Origin of the sequence: Streptomyces sp. NPDC090108 (assembly GCF_044747185.1) — a bacterium.
Classification (GTDB): Bacteria; Actinomycetota; Actinomycetes; order Streptomycetales; family Streptomycetaceae; genus Streptomyces.
Genome location: NZ_JBIVDQ010000008.1, coordinates 167,888 through 188,296, shown reverse-complemented (window position 1 = coordinate 188,296; position 20,409 = coordinate 167,888). Strand labels below are relative to the sequence as shown.

Annotated in this window: 14 protein-coding genes; 10 read left to right on the top strand and 4 right to left on the bottom strand. The window is 73.8% G+C overall.

The features are described from left to right. Positions 1-129: 129 nt before the first annotated feature. Positions 130-1,770, bottom strand: a complete 1,641-nt coding sequence (locus tag ACIPRD_RS27195) for a helix-turn-helix domain-containing protein (RefSeq protein WP_401566757.1) — start codon at positions 1,768-1,770, stop codon at positions 130-132. 190 nt (positions 1,771-1,960) lie between these two features. On the opposite strand from ACIPRD_RS27195, the gene ACIPRD_RS27190 reads away from it, so the two are divergent. From ACIPRD_RS27190 to ACIPRD_RS27180, 3 genes are all read left to right on the top strand, one after another. Continuing rightward, positions 1,961-3,424, top strand: coding sequence for a sodium:solute symporter (locus ACIPRD_RS27190; protein ID WP_356397007.1), 1,464 nt, complete (start codon positions 1,961-1,963; stop codon positions 3,422-3,424). A gap of 76 nt (positions 3,425-3,500) precedes the next feature. After that, on the top strand, positions 3,501-4,472 hold the full coding sequence (speB, locus tag ACIPRD_RS27185; protein ID WP_356397010.1) for an agmatinase: 972 nt from the start codon (positions 3,501-3,503) through the stop codon (positions 4,470-4,472). A 5-nt stretch (positions 4,473-4,477) separates the two neighbouring features. Further along, the gene (locus ACIPRD_RS27180; RefSeq protein WP_356397013.1) at positions 4,478-6,163 is read left to right on the top strand and encodes a thiamine pyrophosphate-binding protein; all 1,686 of its coding nucleotides are present in this window, start codon (positions 4,478-4,480) and stop codon (positions 6,161-6,163) included. Positions 6,164-6,294: 131 nt separating this feature from the next. On the opposite strand, the gene sigJ is transcribed toward ACIPRD_RS27180, so the two are convergent. Continuing rightward, a complete protein-coding gene (gene sigJ, locus ACIPRD_RS27175) occupies positions 6,295-7,212 on the bottom strand; it encodes an RNA polymerase sigma factor SigJ (RefSeq protein WP_401566753.1) in 918 nt (305 codons plus the stop codon). Positions 7,213-7,314: 102 nt separating this feature from the next. Between sigJ and ACIPRD_RS27170 the strand changes: the two genes are divergently transcribed. The 7 genes from ACIPRD_RS27170 to ACIPRD_RS27140 all read left to right on the top strand — a co-directional run bounded on the left by ACIPRD_RS27170 (position 7,315) and on the right by ACIPRD_RS27140 (position 17,740). Continuing rightward, positions 7,315-7,716: a hypothetical protein gene (locus tag ACIPRD_RS27170; RefSeq protein ID WP_401566750.1), complete on the top strand. Its 402-nt coding sequence runs from the start codon at positions 7,315-7,317 to the stop codon at positions 7,714-7,716. 150 nt (positions 7,717-7,866) lie between these two features. Further along, positions 7,867-8,790, top strand: a complete 924-nt coding sequence (locus ACIPRD_RS27165; protein ID WP_356397022.1) for a serine hydrolase — start codon at positions 7,867-7,869, stop codon at positions 8,788-8,790. A gap of 144 nt (positions 8,791-8,934) precedes the next feature. Then, entirely contained in the window at positions 8,935-12,672 is a 3,738-nt protein-coding gene (locus ACIPRD_RS27160) for an ABC transporter ATP-binding protein (protein WP_356397025.1), read from the top strand. A gap of 112 nt (positions 12,673-12,784) precedes the next feature. Beyond that, positions 12,785-13,216: a hypothetical protein gene (locus ACIPRD_RS27155; RefSeq protein WP_356397028.1), complete on the top strand. Its 432-nt coding sequence runs from the start codon at positions 12,785-12,787 to the stop codon at positions 13,214-13,216. 102 nt (positions 13,217-13,318) lie between these two features. Further along, positions 13,319-14,770, top strand: a complete 1,452-nt coding sequence (locus tag ACIPRD_RS27150) for a S28 family serine protease (RefSeq protein WP_401566746.1) — start codon at positions 13,319-13,321, stop codon at positions 14,768-14,770. 342 nt (positions 14,771-15,112) lie between these two features. Continuing rightward, positions 15,113-16,969, top strand: a complete 1,857-nt coding sequence (locus tag ACIPRD_RS27145) for a glycoside hydrolase family 3 protein (RefSeq protein WP_401566743.1) — start codon at positions 15,113-15,115, stop codon at positions 16,967-16,969. A gap of 114 nt (positions 16,970-17,083) precedes the next feature. Further along, positions 17,084-17,740 (top strand): hypothetical protein, encoded by a 657-nt coding sequence (locus tag ACIPRD_RS27140; RefSeq protein WP_401566741.1) that lies wholly within the window; start codon positions 17,084-17,086, stop codon positions 17,738-17,740. On the opposite strand, the gene ACIPRD_RS27135 is transcribed toward ACIPRD_RS27140, so the two are convergent. Both ACIPRD_RS27135 and ACIPRD_RS27130 read right to left on the bottom strand, forming a co-directional pair. Continuing rightward, positions 17,737-18,963, bottom strand: a complete 1,227-nt coding sequence (locus ACIPRD_RS27135; RefSeq protein ID WP_356397040.1) for an MFS transporter — start codon at positions 18,961-18,963, stop codon at positions 17,737-17,739. The two genes, ACIPRD_RS27140 and ACIPRD_RS27135, sit on opposite strands and share 4 nt — an antisense overlap. A 123-nt stretch (positions 18,964-19,086) precedes the next feature. Beyond that, positions 19,087-20,133: a LacI family DNA-binding transcriptional regulator gene (locus ACIPRD_RS27130; protein WP_401566738.1), complete on the bottom strand. Its 1,047-nt coding sequence runs from the start codon at positions 20,131-20,133 to the stop codon at positions 19,087-19,089. Between the last annotated feature and the right edge of the window lie 276 nt (positions 20,134-20,409).

Here is a 20,409-nt window from a genome sequence, read left to right as displayed (position 1 = left end):
GTGGGGCAGCGCGCCTTGCCCGTCGTCGGATTGGCATATGCGGAGGCGCGGGTCACTCCGGCCCGGCCCCGCGTGCGCCGCTGACGGTGTGTGGGGTGTGCGGGCCGGTGCGCTCCGGCGCGGTGGCGCTCAGCGCTGCCGCAGCGCGAACCACAGCTCCATCCGCACGTCCGGGTCGTCCAGGTCCGCCTCCAGCAGCGCGGCGCAGCGGGCGATCCGCTGCCGCACGGTGTTGCGGTGCACGTCCAGCGCCACCGCCGTACGGTCCCAACTGCCGTGCAGCGAGAGCCAGGTGCGCAGGGTCTCGGCGAGGGCGGGACCGGCCGCGAGCGGGGCGAGCAGCGCGCGGGCGTGCGCCTCGGCGTCCGCGCGCGGCACCAGGTCCTCGAGACCGGGCCGCGCGCCGTGCCGGACCAGGGCCGCGCGGGTGGCCCGCGCGCGGGCCAGGGCGCGGGCCGCCTGGGCGTCGGCGGCCGGCCAGTCGCGCGGCCCGGCGGCCTCGCTGACCCCGAGCGTCCAGCCCGGCTGCGGCACGGGTTCCCGTTCGGCCGGCACCAGCACCCGTACGACGTCCCGGCCGAGGTCGGCCAGCGGCGATCCCAGCGCCGCGCCGAGCGCGGAAGCGCCCATGGCGTCGGGCAGCCGGCCCTCGGGCCGCGCGTGCACGACCAGCCACCGCGCCTCCGCTCCCCGCCCCAGCAGCGGGGCCACCTCCTCGGGCGCCGCGCCCAGCAGCAGCCTGACCAGCGCCGACGAGCGTGCCGCCCCGGCCCCGCTCTGCTGCTCGCCGGTGAGCAGCGAGAGCAGTACGGCGGCGACGGACGCGATGGTGTGGTCCCCGGGGTCGCGCCGCGGCACGGCCACCCCGAGCACGAAGCCGCCCGCGGTCCCGAGGGCATAGGCGGCGAGGTGGCTGCCGCCCAGGGTGTCGGTGGCGGAGGTGGGCGCGGTGCCACCCGCGCGGTCGCCGGGGCGGGTCTCGCCGCCGGTCCGCTCGGCCGCCGCCGCGCGGGGCGGGGTCCGTACCCCCTGCTCAGGCGGGGCCGCGTCCCGGCGCGCGGGCCGGACCACGTCCGCCAGCTCCGCCAGGGCCGCGCGGACCTCCCGCGCCGGCTCCCGTCCCGCCGAGGCGAGCTCCGTGCCGTCGGGGCCGTACAGCACCGCGTTGCCGCCGGTCCGCTGGGCGAGCTGGCGCAGCACCGAGGGGACCGGGTCGGGCCGGGAGGCGGCTGCGGCCAGGCTCTGCTGGGCGTCGGTGACGCGGCGCAGTTCGGCGAGCCGGGCCTGCGCCATCAGCTGCCAGACCGCGCGGGCCACCCCGGAGAACGTCGTCTGCGGCGGGACCTCCAGCAGCGGCAGTCCGTAGGCGTCGCAGGCCGCGACGAGGGCCGGCGGGACGGTGTCGTGCACCGGGGCCAGCCCGAAGCCGAGGGCGGCACCCCCGGCGGCGACGATACGGGCGACATAACCGTCGAAGTAGGCGTCCAGGCCGTCCCCGCTCCCCGCCGCTCCGGGGCCGGCGGGGGCCGCCCCGGCTCCCGTCCCGGCCCCCGCGGGCGCCGGGACGTGCACCCCGGCGGTCAGCAGCAGCTCGCCGCCCAGCAGGTACGGGTACGGGTCCGCCATCTCCGAGGTGTGCGCCCAGTGGATCGCGGTGTCCGGTTCCGCGGGGCCCGCGATCTGCCGCAGGGCGAGGTCCTCCCGGGCCAGCAGCGCCGACAGCGGGACCGGCGGCGTCGGCGGGACGGCAGGGGCGTGCGACTCCGGCATGGGTGTGCGTTTCCTCCACTCCACCCCGTGCGTATGGATGAAACGTACACTTCGCAGTCGCTTTCCGGCCACCTAATCTCAGGTCAGCACGGCAGCCGCGGGTACGGGCGGATGTCCCCGCGATCCGCTGCCGTCGCCTCTCGGTCCCCGCACGACACGCCACCGACCCTGCGCCGAAGGAGGGCCTCACATGGCCGTCGACTACACAGTGATCGTCCTCTATCTGGCCGGGATGCTGGCCATGGGCTGGTGGGGCATGCGCCGCGCCAAGTCCAAGAGCGAGTTCCTGGTCGCCGGCCGGCGGCTCGGGCCCGTCATGTACTCGGGCACCATGGCCGCCATCGTCCTCGGCGGCGCGTCCACCATCGGCGGCGTGGGCCTCGGCTACCAGTACGGCCTCTCCGGCGCCTGGATGGTCTTCACCATCGGCCTCGGCCTGCTGCTGCTCTCGGTCTTCTTCTCGGCCCGCATCGCGCGCCTGAAGGTCTACACCGTCTCCGAGATGCTGGACCTGCGCTACGGCGGCCGGGCCGGTGTCATCTCGGGCGTGGTCATGTGGGCGTACACCCTCATGCTGGCGGTCACCTCGACCATCGCCTACGCCACGATCTTCGACGTCCTGTTCGACATGAACCGCACGGTCGCGATCATCCTCGGCGGCTCGATCGTCGTCGCGTACTCCACGCTCGGCGGCATGTGGTCGATCACGCTGACCGACATGGTGCAGTTCGTGGTCAAGACGATCGGCGTGCTGATCCTGCTGCTGCCCATCGCGGTGGTCAAGGCGGGCGGCTTCTCCGAGATGAAGGCCAAGCTGCCCACCTCGTACCTCGACCCGCTGGGCATCGGCGGCGAGACGATCTTCACCTACGTGCTGATCTACACCTTCGGCATGCTGATCGGCCAGGACATCTGGCAGCGCGTGTTCACCGCCCGCAGCGACAGGACCGCCCGGCTGGGCGGCACCGTCGCCGGCACCTACTGCCTGGTCTACGCCCTCGCCGGCGCCGTCATCGGCACCGCCGCCAAGGTCCTCTACCCCAAGCTCGGCAGCCCCGACGAGGCGTTCGCCACCATCGTCAAGGACGAACTGCCCGTCGGCGTCCGCGGCCTGGTGCTGGCCGCCGCCCTCGCCGCCGTGATGTCGACCTCCTCCGGCGCCCTGATCGCCTGCGCCACGGTCGCCAACAACGACATCTGGTCCCGGCTGCGCGGCGTCGTACGGCCCTCCGCCGAGGAGCACGACGAGGTCAAGGGCAACCGCGTGTTCATCCTGGTCATGGGGCTCGCCGTGATCGGCACCGCCATCGCCCTGAACAACGTGGTCGAGGCCCTGACCGTGGCCTACAACCTCCTCGTCGCCGGCCTGCTCGTGCCCATCCTCGGCGGCCTGCTGTGGAAGCGCGGCACCGTGCAGGGCGCGCTGGCCTCGGTGATCGTCGGCGGTCTCGCCGTGATCGGCCTGATGGCGGGCTACGGCATCCTCGCCAACGAGCCGGTCTACTACGGCCTGCTCGCCTCCCTCGCCGCCTACGTCGCCGTCTCCCTGGCGACCCGCCCCACCGACGAGGCCGTCCTCGCCACCTGGCGCGAACGCCTGGCCGGACGCGACCCCGAACCCGCCTCCGGCGAACCGGTCCCCGCGCACCCGTAGGGACCCCGGCTCACCAGTAGAGTCGTATGAAAAGCAGTGCATGCGCGAGGAAGCGCAGGAAAGAAGGCATTTCAGCATGAGCGGCAACGAGACGCCCCGCGGCCCCGTCGACTCCTCCCGCGTCCCGCGGTACGCCGGCCCCGCGACCTTCGCCCGGCTGCCCCGGCTCGACGAGGTCGGCACCGCCGACGTCGCCGTCGTGGGCGTGCCGTTCGACTCGGGCGTCTCGTACCGGCCGGGCGCCCGCTTCGGCGGCAACGCCATCCGCGAGGCGTCCCGGCTGCTGCGCCCCTACAACCCCGCGCAGGACGCCTCCCCGTTCGCCCTCGCGCAGGTCGCCGACGGCGGCGACATCGCGGTGAACCCGTTCAACATCAACGAGGCCGTCGAGACCATCGAGGCCGCCGCCGACGACCTCCTCGGCACCGGCGCCCGCCTGATGACCCTGGGCGGCGACCACACCATCGCCCTGCCGCTGCTGCGCTCGGTCGCGAAGAAGCACGGCCCCGTCGCCCTGCTGCACTTCGACGCCCACCTGGACACCTGGGACACCTACTTCGGCGCCGAGTACACCCACGGCACGCCGTTCCGCCGCGCGGTCGAGGAGGGCATCCTCGACACCTCCGCGCTGTCCCACGTGGGCACCCGCGGCCCGCTGTACGGCAAGCAGGACCTCACCGACGACGAGAAGCTGGGCTTCGGCATCGTCACCTCCGCCGACGTCTACCGCCGCGGCGCCGACGAGGTCGCCGACCAGCTGCGCCAGCGCATCGGCGACCGCCCCCTCTACATCTCCATCGACATCGACTGCCTCGACCCGGCCCACGCCCCCGGCACCGGCACCCCCGAGGCGGGCGGCATGACCTCGCGCGAGCTGCTGGAGATCCTGCGCGGTCTCGCCTCCTGCAACCTGGTGTCGGCGGACGTGGTGGAGGTCGCCCCGGCCTACGACCACGCGGAGATCACCTCCGTGGCCGCCTCCCACACGGCCTATGAACTGACCACCATCATGAGCCGCCAGATCGCGGCGGCCCGGAAGGACGCGTAAGCGACGTGACGCACGACCACGACCTGGTACTCCGCCCGACCGAGGCGCAGATCACGGCGGCCCTGAATCCTCCGTCCGGCCGCAACGGCGGAGACCTGGTCGTGGAGACGCTGGCCGGTCTGGGCGCGACGACCGTCTTCGGCCTGCCCGGCCAGCACGCGCTCGGCATGTTCGACGCCCTGCGCCGCTCCTCGCTGCACTACGTCGGCCTGCGGGTGGAGAACAACGCGGGCTTCGCGGCGGACGCGTACGGCCGGATCACCGGTGAGGCGGCCCCGCTGCTGCTCTCCACCGGCCCCGGCGCGCTGACCTCGCTGGCCGCGCTCCAGGAGGCGGCCTCCGCCTCCGCGCCCGTCCTCGCGATCAGCAGCCAGATCCCGACGGCCGGCCTGGGCGGCGGCCGCCACGGCTATCTGCACGAACTCCCGGACCAGTCCGCCTCGTTCCGGGGCGTGGTGAAGTCGGTCCACACGGTCCGCACCCCGTCCCAGATCCCCTCCGCCATCGCCGAGGCCTGGAAGTCGGCGCTGACCGCTCCGCACGGCCCGGTGTGGGTGGAGATCCCGCAGGACGTGCTGCTGGCCGAGACCACGCTGCCGGTGGTGACGGCGATGGACGCGACGCCGGAGGACCTGGTCCCGCGCCCCGAACTCACGGCGGTGGCGGCCGACCTGCTGTCCCGTGCCGAGCGCCCGGCCGTCATCGCGGGCGGCGGCGTCGTCCGCGCGGACGCCGCGGGCAAGCTGCTGGCGCTGGCCGAGAAGCTGGACGCCCCCGTGGTCACCACCTTCGGCGGCAAGGGCGCGTTCCCCTGGGAGCACCCCCTGTCGCTCCAGTCCTGGCTGGAGGACCGTCACACCACCGACCTGCTGGAGGACGCGGACGTCCTGCTGGTGGTCGGCTCCGGTCTCGGTGAACTCTCCTCGAACTACCACACGTTCAAGCCCCGCGGCCGGGTGATCCAGATCGAGGCGGACGCCGGCAAGCTGGAGTCCAACCACCCGGCGCTGGGCATCCACGCGGACGCCCGCCTCGCCCTCCAGGCCCTCCTGGAGACCGTGGAGGAGCGTGAGGACGCCACGGCCCCGGAGCGGGTGCGCGAGCTCCTGGCGAAGGTGTCGGCGCGCATCGACTCCCAGGAACTCACCCTGGAGCAGGACGTCCTGGCCTCGGTCCGGCGCGCGCTCCCGCCCACCTCGCCGTCCTTCTGGGACATGACGATCCTCGCCTACTGGGCCTGGTCGGCCTTCGACCCCCGGGGCAGGAACACCATGCACTCCGCCCAGGGCGCGGGCGGCCTCGGCTACGGCTTCCCGGCGGCCCTCGGCGCGGCGGTCGCCGACTCCACCCGCCCGGTCCTCGCGGTCTCCGGCGACGGCGGCGCGCTGTACTCGATCGCCGAGCTGGCGACGGCGCGGCAGTACGACCTGAACGTCACCTGGCTGATCATCGACGACGGCGGCTACGGCATCCTGCGCGAGTACATGACGGACGCCTTCGGCCAGGCCACGGCCACCGAACTCACCCGCCCCGACTACGTGGCCCTCGCCGAGTCCTTCGGTGTCCCCGGCACCCGCACGACCCCGGAGACCCTGGAGGCCGACCTCGCCAAGGCCCTGGCCACCCCGGGCCCCTCGGTGGTCGTCCTCCCGGCCCTGCTGCGCATGTTCGCCCCGACCCACCTGAGCTGACCGTCCCGGCGGAGCGCGCGGCCCACCGCGCGCTCCGTTCGGCGCGCCGCCCCGGGTACAGCCGCCCCGGGTACAGCCGGCCCGTTCGGCCCGTTCAGCCCGTTCGGCCCCGTCGGCCCTGTCGGGCGCGGTCAGGCCTCCAGGCTCCAGGGCCGCAGCTTCTCCGGGTTGCGGATCACCCAGATCCGGTCGACCCGGCCGTCCCGGACACCGAACGCGGCCACGGTCACGACGACCCCGGCGCGCCGGGCCACCAGGCCGGGCATCCCGTTGACCGACCGCTCCAGGAGTTCGAGCCCCGGGGCCCGGTCGGCGATGGCGACCATGTACCGGGCGACGCTCGCACCGCCCTCGACCGGGCGCAGCGCGGCACCGGCCATGCCGCCGCCGTCGGCGGTCATCACCGCGGCCGGGTCCAGGAGACCGACGAGGGCCGCGATGTCCTTGCTCTCCCAGGCCTCCTTGACGTGCCGCACCACGTCCCCCCGGTCCGCCGCCGGCACCGGCGTGCGCGCGATGCCGGCCCGCCGCCGGGCCGAGGACGCCAGTTGCTTGCAGGCGGCGGAACTCCGGCCGAGCACCCCGGCGATGTCGGCGAACGGGTACCGGAAGACGTCGTGCAGCACGAACGCCACCCGCTCGGCGGGCGTCATCGCGTCCAGGACGACGAGGAACGCCATGGACACCGACTCGTCCAGGACGATCTGGTCGGCCGGGTCCGCGGGTCCGGCGGAGCCGTCGCCGCCGAGGTGCCCCCACTCGGTGCGGTCGGGCAGCGGCTCGGGCAGCCACGCGCCGACATAGCGCTCGCGGCGGGCCCGCGCCGAGCCGAGCAGGTCCAGGCAGATGCGTCCGGTCACCGTCGTGAGCCAGGCGCCGGGGGAGACGATCTCCTCCCGCCGGCCGGGGGACAGCGCGTACCAGCGCGCGTAGGCGTCCTGCACGGCGTCCTCGGCCTCGGTCACCGAACCGAGCAGCCGGTAGGCCACGTTGATCAGCCGGCGTCGCTCGCCGGCTGTGCCGTCCGTGCCGGTCGTGGCAGTCCCCATGGTGTCGGCCCCCCTCGCCTTACCTTTCGCGGGCCCGTGTCGTCGGACCGGTGAGACCCTAATCGACCTGCCGCCGCGAGGGCGGGAAAAGAGGACCGTGACATGGACACCCAGGTGACGACGGCGACGACGACCGAGAAGCCGGACACGACGACGACCGCACGGCGCACCTCCTCGTTCCTGCGGTTCGCGATCGCCCTGCAGACCCTGACCATCTTTCTCCAGGCGGTCTCCGCAGGACTGCTGCTCACCGCGCACTACGGGGAGACGCTGCACGGCATAGGCGCCCGCGTGATGTACGCGGCCTCGATGCTGTACGTCCTCGCGGCGGTGCTGGCGTGGAAGCCGGGCGGCGGACCGGTCCGGCCGGTCTGGCAGGCGACGGGCTTCCTGGTGCTCGCCTCGGTCCAGGTCGTGCTCGGCATCGCCCACGTCCCGTCGGTCCATCTCCCCCTGGGCGTGGCGATGTTCGGCCTGAGCGTGCTGGCCCTGGCCCGCCGCTGACCCGCCGGCCGCGCGGCCCCCGCGCCCCTCCGGCCTCCTGGATCCCTCCGGACTCCCCGCGTACGAACAGCCGTACAACTTTCGCCCACCTCTGCGAGTCACTACTTCCGGCGTTCAGCGAACGCCTGAACGACTTTCGAGGGGGAGTCCATGACTCAGCGGAATCCGAGACGTGCCGCGGTGCTCGCGGCCGCCGTCGGCGCGGCCGTGCTCATACCGGCCGTCACCGCCGCCGTGCCCGCCGGCGCGGCGACGCCCACCGTCAGCTGCACCTCCGCGCAGGCGGGCCTGGCGAGCAAGCTCCAGAAGGACATCACCGCCGCCGTCGCCGCCCGCAGGAGCACGGTCGCCGTCGGCCTGTACGACCGTTCCACCAACACCACCTGCACCCTGCGGGCCACCAGCGCCTACGACTCGGCCAGCACCGTCAAGGTCACCGTGCTCGCCACGCTGCTGTGGGACGCGAAGAAGCACGACCGGCTGCTCACCGACCGTGAGACCTCGCTCGCCACGGCCATGATCACCAAGTCGGACAACAACGCCACGACCACGCTGTGGAAGCAGCTGGGCATGACGAAGATCAAGGGCTTCCTGTCCGCCGCGAAGATGACGGCGACCAAGCCGGGCGCGGACGGCTACTGGGGCCTCACCCAGGAGAACGCGGGCGACGAGCAGAAGCTGCTCAAGCTCGTCACCGCGAAGAACAGCGTGCTGAGCGACAACTCGCGGGCCTACATCTCCAAGCTCATGGGCCAGGTCGTCTCCTCGCAGCGCTGGGGCACCCCCGCCGGTGCGCCCTCCGGCGTCTCCGTGCACGTGAAGAACGGCTGGCTCCAGCGCTCCACGCACGGCTGGCGCGTGCACAGCCTCGGCACCTTCACCGGCCGCGGCCACGACTACATGATCTCCGTGCTGACGCAGGACAACAGCACCATGGACTACGGCGTCACCACCATCCAGAACGTCGCCAAGGCCATCCACAAGGACCTGGTGCCGACCACCGCCGGCACCGCGGTCTTCACCCCGACCAGCAGGCCCAGCGAGGCCGCCGTCGCGGTGCCCCCGCAGGGCTGACCCCGGCCGGGCACCCGCCCGCCACCCGTCGCCGCACGTCCCCCGCGCCGCCCGCGCGGGGGACGTTCTGTTGCGGGGGGATGAAATCCGCCCCTCCCGGCGTTTGTGTCTTCCGGCAGACCAGGTCGACAGGAAGGCACCCGAGTGGCACCGCAACGGGGATGGGCACGACGGCTGGCGGGCTACGCCTGGCGGTATCCGAAGGACGTCGTACTCGCGCTCGGCTCCTCCCTGGCCGGCATGGCGGTCATGGCGGTCGTCCCGCTGATCACCAAGGTGATCATCGACGACGTCATCGGCGGCCGCACCCGCTCCATGGGCCCCTGGGCCGGAGCACTGATCGGCGCCGCGGTCCTCGTCTACGCGTTCACGTACTGCCGCCGCTACTACGGCGGCCGGGTCGCCCTCGACGTCCAGCACGACCTGCGCACCGAGATGTACGGCACCCTCACCCGGCTGGACGGCCGCCGCCAGGACGAGCTGTCCACCGGCCAGGTCGTCGGCCGGGCCACCAGCGACCTCCAGCTGATCCAGGGCCTGCTCTTCATGCTCCCGATGACCATCGGGAACGTCCTGCTCTTCCTGATGTCGCTCGCGATCATGGCGTGGCTGTCGCTGCCGCTGACCCTCGTCGCCCTCGCGGTCGCCCCGGCCCTCGGCTGGATAGCCCGGCGCAGCCGCACCAAGCTGCACCCCGCCACCTGGTACGCCCAGGCCCAGGCCGCCGCCGTGGCCGGCGTGGTCGACGGCGCCGTGAGCGGCGTGCGCGTGGTCAAGGGCTTCGGGCAGGAGGAGCAGGAGACCGGCAAGCTCCGGGAGGTCGGCCGCCGCCTGTTCGCGGGCCGGCTGCGCACCATACGCCTGAACAGCAAGTACACCCCCGCGCTCCAGGCCGTGCCCGCCCTCGGGCAGGTCGCCATGCTGGCGCTCGGCGGCTGGCTGGCGGTGCGCGGGCACATCACGCTCGGCACCTTCGTCGCCTTCTCCACCTACCTCGCCCAGCTCGTCGGCCCGGTCCGGATGCTCGCCATGGTCCTCACCGTCGGCCAGCAGGCCCGCGCCGGCACCGAACGCGTCCTGGAGCTGATCGACACCGAGCCGACGCTGAAGGAGGGCACGAAGACCCTCCCCGCCGACGCGCCCGCGAGCGTCGAGTTCGACGACGTGTCCTTCGGCTACGAGGGCGGCACCGGCCGCGTGCTGGACGGCGTCAGCTTCGAGATCCGGCCCGGCGAGACCCTGGCCGTCGTCGGCTCCTCGGGCTCCGGCAAGTCCACCCTCTCCCTGCTCCTGCCGCGCTTCTACGACGTCGCCCACGGCGCCGTGCTGATCGGCGGCCACGACGTGCGCGAGCTGACCCTGGACTCGCTCAGGGCCGCGATCGGCCTGGTCCCGGAGGACTCGTTCCTCTTCTCCGACACCATCCGCGCCAACATCGCCTACGGCCGCCCCGACGCCTCCCTGGAGGAGATCCGGGCCGCCGCCCGCGCGGCCCAGGCGGACCGCTTCGTCTCGGAGCTGCCCCGCGGCTACGACACCGAGGTCGGCGAGCACGGCCTGACCCTCTCCGGCGGCCAGCGCCAGCGCATCGCGCTCGCCCGCGCCCTGCTCACCGACCCCCGCCTGCTCGTCCTGGACGACGCCACCTCCGCCGTGGACGCCCGGGTGGAGCACGAGATCCACGAGGCGCTGAAGCAGGTCATGGAGGGCCGCACCACCCTCCTCATCGCCCACCGCCGCTCCACCCTGAACCTCGCCGACCGCATCGCCGTCCTGGACGGCGGCCGGCTCGCCGACATCGGCACGGACGAGGAGCTCCAGGAGCGCTCGGCCCTCTACCGCCGCCTGCTCACCGACCCGGACGAGCTGGGCGGGGTCTCCCCGGGCCACGCCCTGCCGGCCGGACCCCGCGAGGACACCACCGTCCGCGACGAGCTGGACGCCGAGTTCGACGCCGAGCGGGGCATCACCCCGCGGCTGTGGACCGGCGACCGCGTGCCGAGGAGCGCGGCGCTGTCCGGCACCCCGGCCACCCCCGAGCTCCTCGCGCTGGTCGAGGCGCTGCCGCCGGCGACCGACACCCCCGGCATCGACGAGGCCCGCGCGGTCCGCCCCGAGGAGTCCTACGGCCTGCGCCGCCTCCTCCAGGGCTTCGGCGCGCCCCTGCTGGTCAGCCTGCTGCTGGTCGCCGTGGACGCGGGCGCGGGCCTGCTGCTGCCGGTGCTGATCCGGCACGGCATCGACCAGGGCGTCACGCGGACCGCCCTCGGCGCGGTGTGGGCCGCGTCCCTGCTCGGCCTCGCCACCGTGCTCGTGCAGTGGGCCGCGCAGATCGGCGAGACCCGCAAGACCGGCCGTACCGGCGAGCGCGTGCTGTACTCGCTGCGGCTGAAGATCTTCTCCCAGCTCCAGCGGCTCGGTCTCGACTACTACGAGCGCGAGCTGACCGGCCGGATCATGACCCGGATGACGACGGACGTCGACGCGCTGTCCACGTTCCTGCAGACCGGCCTGGTCACCGCGTTCGTCTCGGTCGTCACGTTCTTCGGCATCATGGTCGTCCTGCTGGTCATCGACGTGCAGCTGGCGCTGGTCGTCTTCGCCACCCTGCCCCCGCTGGTCCTCGCCACCTTCTTCTTCCGCCGGGCGAGCGTGAAGGCGTACGAGCTGGCCCGTGAGCGGGTGTCGGTGGTCAACGCCGACCTCCAGGAGTCGGTGGCCGGGCTGCGGATCGTGCAGGCGTTCCGGCGCGAGCGGGACGGCGGGCGGCGGTTCGCCGAGCGCAGCGACAGCTACCGGCGCGCCCGCATGCGCGGCCAGTGGCTGATCTCCGTCTACTTCCCCTTCGTCCAGCTGCTGTCCTCGGCCGCCGCGGCCGCCGTCCTCGTCGCGGGCTCCGGCCGGGTGGAGGCCGCCACGCTGACCACGGGCGCCCTGGTCGCCTACCTCCTGTACATCGACCTGTTCTTCGCCCCGGTCCAGCAGCTCTCCCAGGTGTTCGACGGCTACCAGCAGGCCACGGTCTCGCTGGGCCGCATCCAGGAACTGCTGCGCGAGCCGGCCTCGACGGGGTCCGCCGGCGCCCCCCTCGACGTCCTGTCGCTGCGCGGCGAGATCGCCTTCGAGGACGTGAGCTTCGCCTACGGCTCCGACGGTGACGGCGAGAGCGCCCTGACCGGCATCTCCTTGAGGATCCCGGCCGGGCAGACCGTCGCCTTCGTCGGCGAGACGGGCGCCGGCAAGTCGACGCTGGTCAAGCTGGTGGCCCGCTTCTACGACCCGACAGGCGGCCGGGTCACGGCCGACGGCACGGACCTGCGCGCCCTGGACCTGACCTCCTACCGGCACCGCCTCGGGGTCGTCCCGCAGGAGTCCTACCTCTTCCCCGGCACCGTGCGCGACGCCATCGCCTACGGCCGGCCCGAGGCCGGTGACGCCGAGGTGGAGGCCGCGGCACGGGCGGTCGGCGCGCACGAGATGATCGCCACGCTGGAGGGCGGCTACCTGCACGAGGTCGCCGAACGCGGCCGCAACCTCTCGGCCGGCCAGCGCCAGCTGATCGCGCTGGCCCGCGCCGAGCTCGTCGACCCCGACGTCCTGCTGCTCGACGAGGCCACGGCCGCCCTCGACCTGGCCACCGAGGCCCAGGTCAACCACGCCACCGACCGGCTGGCGGGCCGCCGTACGACGCTGGTGGTCGCCCACCGGCTGACCACGGCCGCGCGCGCGGACCGGGTGGTCGTCATGGAGCACGGCCGGGTCGCCGAGGACGGCACGCACGACGAACTCCTCGCCCTCGACGGCAGGTACGCCGCGCTGTGGCGGACCTTCACCGGTGAGGACGAGGCCGAGCCGGAGGAGCCGGTGGGCGTCTCCCGCTGAGGCCCGCCGGGTCCGCCCGCGCACGCGGGGGAGCGGTGCCCCGCGACCTGTCGTGGTGACGGTCGTGCAACCATCCGACATACGTCGTGCGTCCGTACATCAGTACGTACGGATGAGGCCGGACGCGGGGCAGGGGAGGGTGACAGTGGTCGGTGGGGCCAGAGGTGCGATCCGTCGGCGACCCGCGCTCTGCGTGGCCCTGCTCGCCGTGTCCGGGGTGCTGACCCTCCTGGCGCCGGCCGCCCACGCCGCCACGGACCCCACCTGCACCGGGCGCGAGGTGCGCACCGTGCCCTTCAGCACCGGCGCCGTCCACGTCTACAAGCGCGGCGCCTACGTCTGCGCCCTCACCGTCACCAAGGCCCCCGGCGCGGCCCGCGTCATGTCGGTCGGGGTCCAGGCGCGCGGCAGCCGGCCGGTCGTCGACCGGGGGACCTACCGGTACCACGCGGGTCCGGTGACCGTGCACGCCGGACACCGCTGTGTGCGGGTGACGGGCACGGTCGGCCGCGGAGCCGTCGCCTCCGGCTGGTTCCTGTGCTGAACGGGCCGACTCCGGCCACACGCCTCGCTCAAATCCCTCTGGTGTCACAGCTGTTGCTCGGATAGCTTCCGGCGGACATCTGTCTCACAGGGGAGAGTGCGCATGCGCAAGGCGCTCAGATGGCTGCTGGCGCTCGCGGTGCTCATAGGCACGCTGAGCACAGCGGGCGCGGCCACCGCCGCACAGTCCGCCCGGCCACAGGCCGCCGACATCAAGGACCGGCTCCTCGCGATACCCGGCATGAGCCTGGTCGAGGAGAAGCCGTACACCGGCTACCGGTTCTTCGTCCTGAACTACACCCAGCCGGTCGACCACCGGCACCCCGGCCGGGGCACCTTCCAGCAGCGGATCACCGTGCTGCACAAGGACACCAGCCGCCCGACGGTCTTCTACACCAGCGGCTACAACGTCTCCACCACCCCGTCCCGCCGCGAGCCCACCCAGATCACGGACGGCAACCAGGTCTCGCTGGAGTACCGGTTCTTCACCCCGTCCCGGCCCGCGCCGGCCGACTGGTCCAAGCTGGACATCTGGCAGGCGGCCAGTGACCAGCACCGCGTCTACGAGGCGCTGAAGCCGGTCTACTCCGCCAACTGGCTGGCCACCGGCGGTTCCAAGGGCGGCATGACCGCCACCTACTACGAGCGCTTCTACCCGCACGACATGGACGGCACCGTCGCGTACGTCGCCCCGAACGACGTCGTGAACAAGGAGGACTCGGCCTACGACCGCTTCTTCACCGCCGTCGGCACCAAGGAGTGCCGCGACCGGGTGAACGCGGTCCAGCGCGAGGCACTGGTGCGCCGCGCGCCGCTGGAGGAGAAGTACGCCCGGTACGCCGCCGACAACGGCTACACCTTCACCACCATCGGCTCCCTCGACCGGGCCTACGAGGCCGTCGTCCTCGACTACGCCTGGGGCTTCTGGCAGTACAGCGGGCTGCCCGACTGCGACACCATCCCGGCGGGCGCGGCCACCGCGACCGACGACGCGATCTGGGACTCGGTCGACACCGTCTCCGGCTTCTCCGCCTACACCGACCAGGGCCTGGAGCAGTACACGCCGTACTACTACCAGGCGGGCACCCAGCTGGGCGCCCCGACCATCCGCTTCCCGTACATCGAGGACCGGCTGATCCGCTACGGCTACCAGCCGCCGCGCAACTTCGTGCCCCGCTCGATCCCGATGCGCTTCCAGCCGGACGTGATGCGGGACGTGGACTCCTGGGTGCGCCGCCACGCCCGCCACACGCTGTTCGTCTACGGCCAGAACGACCCCTGGGGCGCGGAGCGCTTCCGGGTCGGCGCCGGCACCCGTGACGCGTACGTGTTCACCGCGCCCGGCATGAACCACGGCGCGAACGTGGCCGGCCTGGTCCCGGACCAGAAGTCCCTGGCGACCGCCCGGATCCTCCAGTGGGCCGGGGTGGCGTCCCCCGCCGTGCAGGCGGACCCGTCGGCGGCGAAGCCGCTGGCCCGTCACGACGCCAAGCTCGACGTGACGGACGCGAAGGGCACCGAGGGCGTGCGGCGCGGACCCGGTCTGCGCCCGTGACCTCCCGGTGCCGGCCCGCCCTCCCGCGGGCCGGCACCGCCGTCGCCCCGCCGTGTCCGGTCCGGGGACGGGAACCTGTCGAGGCCCTCGCCCGTCCAAGGGGCAGGCCGCCGACGAGTCCCGTGGTGCGGTGTCGGTCTCGCCGCAGGCCGCGAACGCCGACGCACCCTCTCCGCCGCACCCCGTGCGCGCGGCCCGCCGCCACCGGTGCGCCCCCCTCCCTTGCGCCGGTGGCGGCCCCATGCCCGCTTCCTGTGCGTTGCCTTGACGGAAAGAAACTTCCCGGATATTGCTGATTCCTCGGAAGTTTCCTTCAGCGGTTCTCCTCTGGAAGGGGCGCACGTGCACGACAGCAGCACGGGAAGCACGGGAAACACCGCACGGCCGTCCAGACGGGCCGTGCTCACCGCGACCGCCGGCGTCGCCGCCGCGCTGACCGCGTCCACCACCGCCCACGCCGCCGGCCCCGCCCGCGGCACCACCGCCGCCGCCGACCGCCGCCTGCGCTCCCTCATCTCCCGGATGACGCTGGAGGAGAAGGTCGGCCAGCTCTTCGTGATGCGGGTCTACGGCCACTCCGCCACCGCCCCGGACCAGGCGGACGTCGACGCCAACCTGAGCGAGATCGGGGTCCGCACCGCCGCCGATCTGATCGCCAAGTACCGCGTCGGCGGCATCATCTACTTCACCTGGGCGCACAACACCCGCGATCCGCACCAGATCGCCGACCTGTCCAACGGCATCCAGAAGGCCTCCCTGGAGCAGCCGCGCGGGCTGCCGGTGCTCATCGCCACCGACCAGGAGCACGGCATAGTGTGCAGGGTGGGCAGGCCGGCCACGCTGTTCCCCGGTGCCATGGCGATGGGCGCGGGCGGCCGCCGCTCCGACGCCCGCACCCTCGGCCGCCTCTCCGGCGCCGAACTGCGCGCGATGGGCATCAACCAGGACTACTCGCCGGACGCGGACGTCAACGTCAACCCGGCCAACCCCGTCATCGGCGTACGGTCCTTCGGGGCCGACCCGGCGGCCGTCGGGGCGCTGGTGGCGGCCGAGGTGAAGGGGTATCAGGCCTCGCGGGTCGCCGCGACCGCCAAGCACTTCCCGGGCCACGGCGACACCGCCGTCGACAGCCACTTCGGCTTCCCCGTCATCACCCACAGCCGGGAGCTGTGGGAGAAGCTGGACGCGGTGCCCTTCCGGGCCGCGATCGCGGCGGGCATCGACTCGGTCATGACCGCGCACATCCAGTTCCCGGCCCTGGACGACTCCGGCGACCCGGCCACCCTCTCCGCCCCGATCCTCTCCGGCATCCTGCGCGGCGAACTCGGCTACGACGGCGTGGTGATCACCGACTCCCTCGGCATGGAGGGCGTCCGCACCAAGTACGGCGACGACCGGGTGCCGGTGCTCGCGCTGAAGGCCGGCGTGGACCAGCTGCTCAACCCGCCGAATCTGGACGTCGCCTGGAACGCGGTGCTGGGTGCCGTGCGCGGCGGCGAGCTGACCGAGGCCCGGCTGGACGAATCGATCCTGCGCATCCTGCGGATGAAGGACCGGCTCGGCCTCCTCGGCCGGGACGTGTACGCCGACCAGGACCGGGTCGACCGGGTGGTGGGCACCCCGGCCCATCTGGCCGCCGCCGACCGGATCGCCGAGCGGACCACGACCCTGCTGGTCAACGAGGGCCGCACACTGCCGCTCGACCGCAGGCGCACCCCCAGGATCCTGGTCGTCGGCGCCGACCCGGCCTCCCCGTCCGGCACCACGGGTCCGCCGACCGGCGTCCTGGCCGCCGCCCTCACCGGGCTCGGCTTCACCGCCACCGCCCTGTCCACCGGCACCGCGCCCTCGGCGGCGACGATCGCCAAGGCGGTGACCGCCGCCCAGGACGCCGACGCGGTGGTGGTGGCGACGTACAACCTGACGGCCACGAGCTCCCAGCTCACCCTGGTGCGGCAACTGCTCGCCACGGGGCGGCCCGTGGTCGCCGTCGCCGTCCGCAACCCCTACGACGTCGCCCAGCTGGCCGGGGTGAAGGCCTGCCTGGCGACCTACTCCTGGACCGACGTCGAACTGCGTGCCGCCGCGAAGGTGATCGCCGGCCGGGTGCGCCCGCACGGCAGGCTTCCCGTGCCGGTGCAGCGGGCGGACGATCCGGCCCAGGTGCTGTACCCCATCGGTCACGGGCTGACGTACTAGACGTACGCCCCCTCCCGGGGCACATCCGCACCGAGGGGTGGAAAGCATCCCTCATGTCCGGCGTGGCCCCGCGACGGCCGGCCACGCCGGGCGCGGGGTGTCCTGGGGGGTGCGATGCGTGGAAGCGGTGCCGTGGGCCGGGTCTGGCGGACGGTGCTGTCGTCCGTCGTGCTCCTGGTGGTGGCCGTCGTGGCCCTGACCGTGCTCGGTGGCGGCCGGGACCACGCGGCCGCCCCGGCGCGCGGCGCCCGCCCCGCCGCCGCGGCCACCGGCCACGGCGCGGTGTTCCTCGCGGCCGGTGAGTGCAGTTCCTTCGGCACCACCCGCTTCACGGAGGTGCCGTGCGCGGGAGAACGGGCCGCCGCCCGTGTCGTCGCCCGCTACGACGGCAGCCCCGGCCGGGGCCCGCGGTGCCCGCCGACCACCGACTTCGTCCTGCGCGTCGGCCTGCCCGGGTCCCCGGCCGCGATCCCCGAGGGGTACGCGTGCATGCGCGGCCTGGAGCCCCCGCACCCGGGTGACCCGGGCGCCGGAGGCGGCCCCCGCACCATTCCCGGCGACTGCCTCTACGACCTCGCGCCCGGCCGTGTCCGCGAGACCCCCTGCGACGGCTCCGGCCCGCACGAGCCCCGGTACCGGCTGCTGAAGGCGGTACGGAAGCGGACCGGATGCCCGGCCTCCACGGCTCTCTACGTCGCTCTCGGCGGCGCCGAACCGGTGGGCTGCGCGCGCCGGATCCGACCGGCCGGACCCTCGGGCGGACGCCCCTAAGGGGCGGTGTCGGAGCGCAGTTCGGGGGTGGCGGCGGCGACCCCGGCCACCGCCAGCGCGCACAGCAGACCCCCGGTGACCAGGGCCGTCACCCCGGAACTCCAGCCGGCGACCAGACCCCCGCGCACATTGCCGAGGCTGGGGCCCGCCTGGCCCACGATCTGCTCGGCCGCGGTGACCCGGCCCAGCAGGGCGTCCGGGGTGCGGGTCTGCACGATCGTCGAGCGGGAGACGACCGAGACGGCGTCCGCGGCCCCGGCCACGACCAGCAGCGCGAGACCGGTCCAGGCCTGCGTGGTCAGACCGAACAGCAGCAGCGCCACGCCCCAGGCGGCGGAGCTGCACAGCATCACCGGACCGGGCCGGCCGAGCCGGGTCAGCGACCCGGACAGCGCCGCCGCCGTGATCCCGCCCACCGCCAGCGCCGACAGGAACAGGCCCAGGGTGCGCGGGTCGCCGCCGAACCGTTCCGTGTTGACCAGCGGGAACAGACTGACCGGGAAGGACAGCACGGTGGCGGCGAGGTCGGTGAGGAGCGCGCCCCGCACCACCCGGTGCCCGGCCAGGAACCGCAGCCCGTCCAGCACCCCGTGCAGCCCGGCCCGCGACGGCTCGCCCTCCGGGGGCAGCGGGGGCAGACCGAAGGCGCCGTAGAACGAGAGCCCGAAGCTGAGGGCGTCCAGGAGATAGCAGGTGCCGATGCCCAGCCGGCCCAGCAGCACACCGGCCAGCGCGGGACCGAGAAGCATCATGGCCTGGCCGGTGATCTGATTCAGGGCCAGCCCGGCCGCCACCTGGTCCTTGGGCAGCAGCCGCGGGACGAACACCCCGGCGGCCGGGGCGCCGAGCGCGCCGAACGCGGACTGCGCGGACACCAGCGCCAGGACGGCCGTCACCGGCACCTGCCCGGCGAAGCCCTGCGCGGCGAGCAGCAGGGAGCAGGCCGCCTGGCCCACGGTGGCCGTCAGATACGTCCGGCGCCGGTCGGCCCGGTCCACCCACGCGCCCGCGAACAGGCCGAACAGCACCAGCGGCAGTGCCTGCGCGAGGCCGACCGCGCCGGTCCAGGCGGTACTGCGGGTGGTGTCCCACACCTGGTACATGACCGTCACCATGGTCATGAACCCGCCGAGCACGGACACGGTCCGCCCGATCAGCAGACGCCGGAAGACGGGCGAGGTGCGCAGCGGCCGGACGTCGATCAGTGAGCCGGTGAGGCTCATGAGAGGGAACGGGGAAGGGCGGCGCACTGCGGCGCGGGCTGCGCGATCACCGGCGGAGGCTAGCCGGGCGAGGCGGACCCCCGCCACCGAATAACGGACGGCACCGGTCCGCCGCCCGCGCCCTCACGCCCGGGGCACTCCCGTGGACCCCCGCACCATCAGCTCCCCCCGGACCGAGGCGATCCCGCCGGGCGGTGCCTCCTCGCGGCCCATCGCGATGCGTCCGGCCCGTGCGCCCGCCTCCGCCAGCGGCAGGCGCACCGTCGTCAGCGGGGGCGCCGCGTCGACGCTGAACGGCAGGTCGTCGAAGCCGGCGACCGAGACGTCCTCGGGGACGCGCAGGCCGTGCTCGCGCAGGGCGGCGCGGGCGCCGAGGGCGATGGAGTCGTTCGCGGCGACGACCGCCGTCAGCCCGGGGTCGCGGCGCAGCAGTTCCAGCGTGGCCTCGTGACCGGACCGGCGGTCGTAGTGTCCGTACACGGTCCGGCCGGGGTCGTCCGTGATCCCGGCGGCCGCCAGCGCGGCCCGGTGGCCCTCCAGCCGGTGCCGGGTGGTGGTGCGTTCCGCGGGCCCCGCGAGATAGCCCAGGCGGCGGTGGCCGAGGGCGATGAGATGGTCCGTCAGCACGCGGGCCCCGCCGCGGTTGTCGAAGGTCAGGGCGACGGCACCGGTGTCCGGCGCGGGCGGCCGGCCGCACAGCACCACCCGGGTGCCCGCCTCCGTCAGCCGGCGCAGCTTGGCCGCCACCCGCGCCGCGTGCGCGGGGTCGTCCACCGCGCCGCCGGTCAGCACCACGGCCGCCGCGCGCTGGCGCTGCAGCAGGGTCAGATAGGTCAGTTCGCGCTCCGGGGAGCCGCCCGTGTTGCAGACCACCGCGAGACGTTCGCCGCCGGCCCGGCCGCCCGGACCCGTGATCTCGCCCTGGATCGCGCTCGCCATGATCCCGAAGAACGGGTCGGCGATGTCGTTGACCAGGATGCCCACCAGGTCGGAGGTGGCGGCCGCGAGCGAGCTGGCGGTGCCGTTGAGGACGTAGTCCAGCTCGTCCACCGCCCGCAGCACCCGCTCGCGCGTGGCGGTGGCCACCGGGTAGTTGCCGTTCAGCACGCGCGACACGGTCGCGGGGGAGACCTGGGCGCGGGCGGCCACGTCCGCCAGGGTCACCGTCATCTCGTCGTCCTCCGGTCCTGCGGCGGGGCACCCGCCCCGTGCCCTCGTCCGTCCTGCTGGACGGTCCTGGCACGCCCCCGGTTCCGTGCGGTGTGCCCAGACCATAAGGCCAACCGACCCGTTTGTTGCCGCCCTTGGCCAACTCGGCGGGGATCGGAGCGGTCCGGAAAAGAAATCCCGGAAACCCGTGCAACCCTTTCGCGGGCCGTCGCGTCGTACTGTGCGTCGGAACTTCTGGTGGGGGACCCGGGGGGGGGATTCACGGGGTTCTGACGC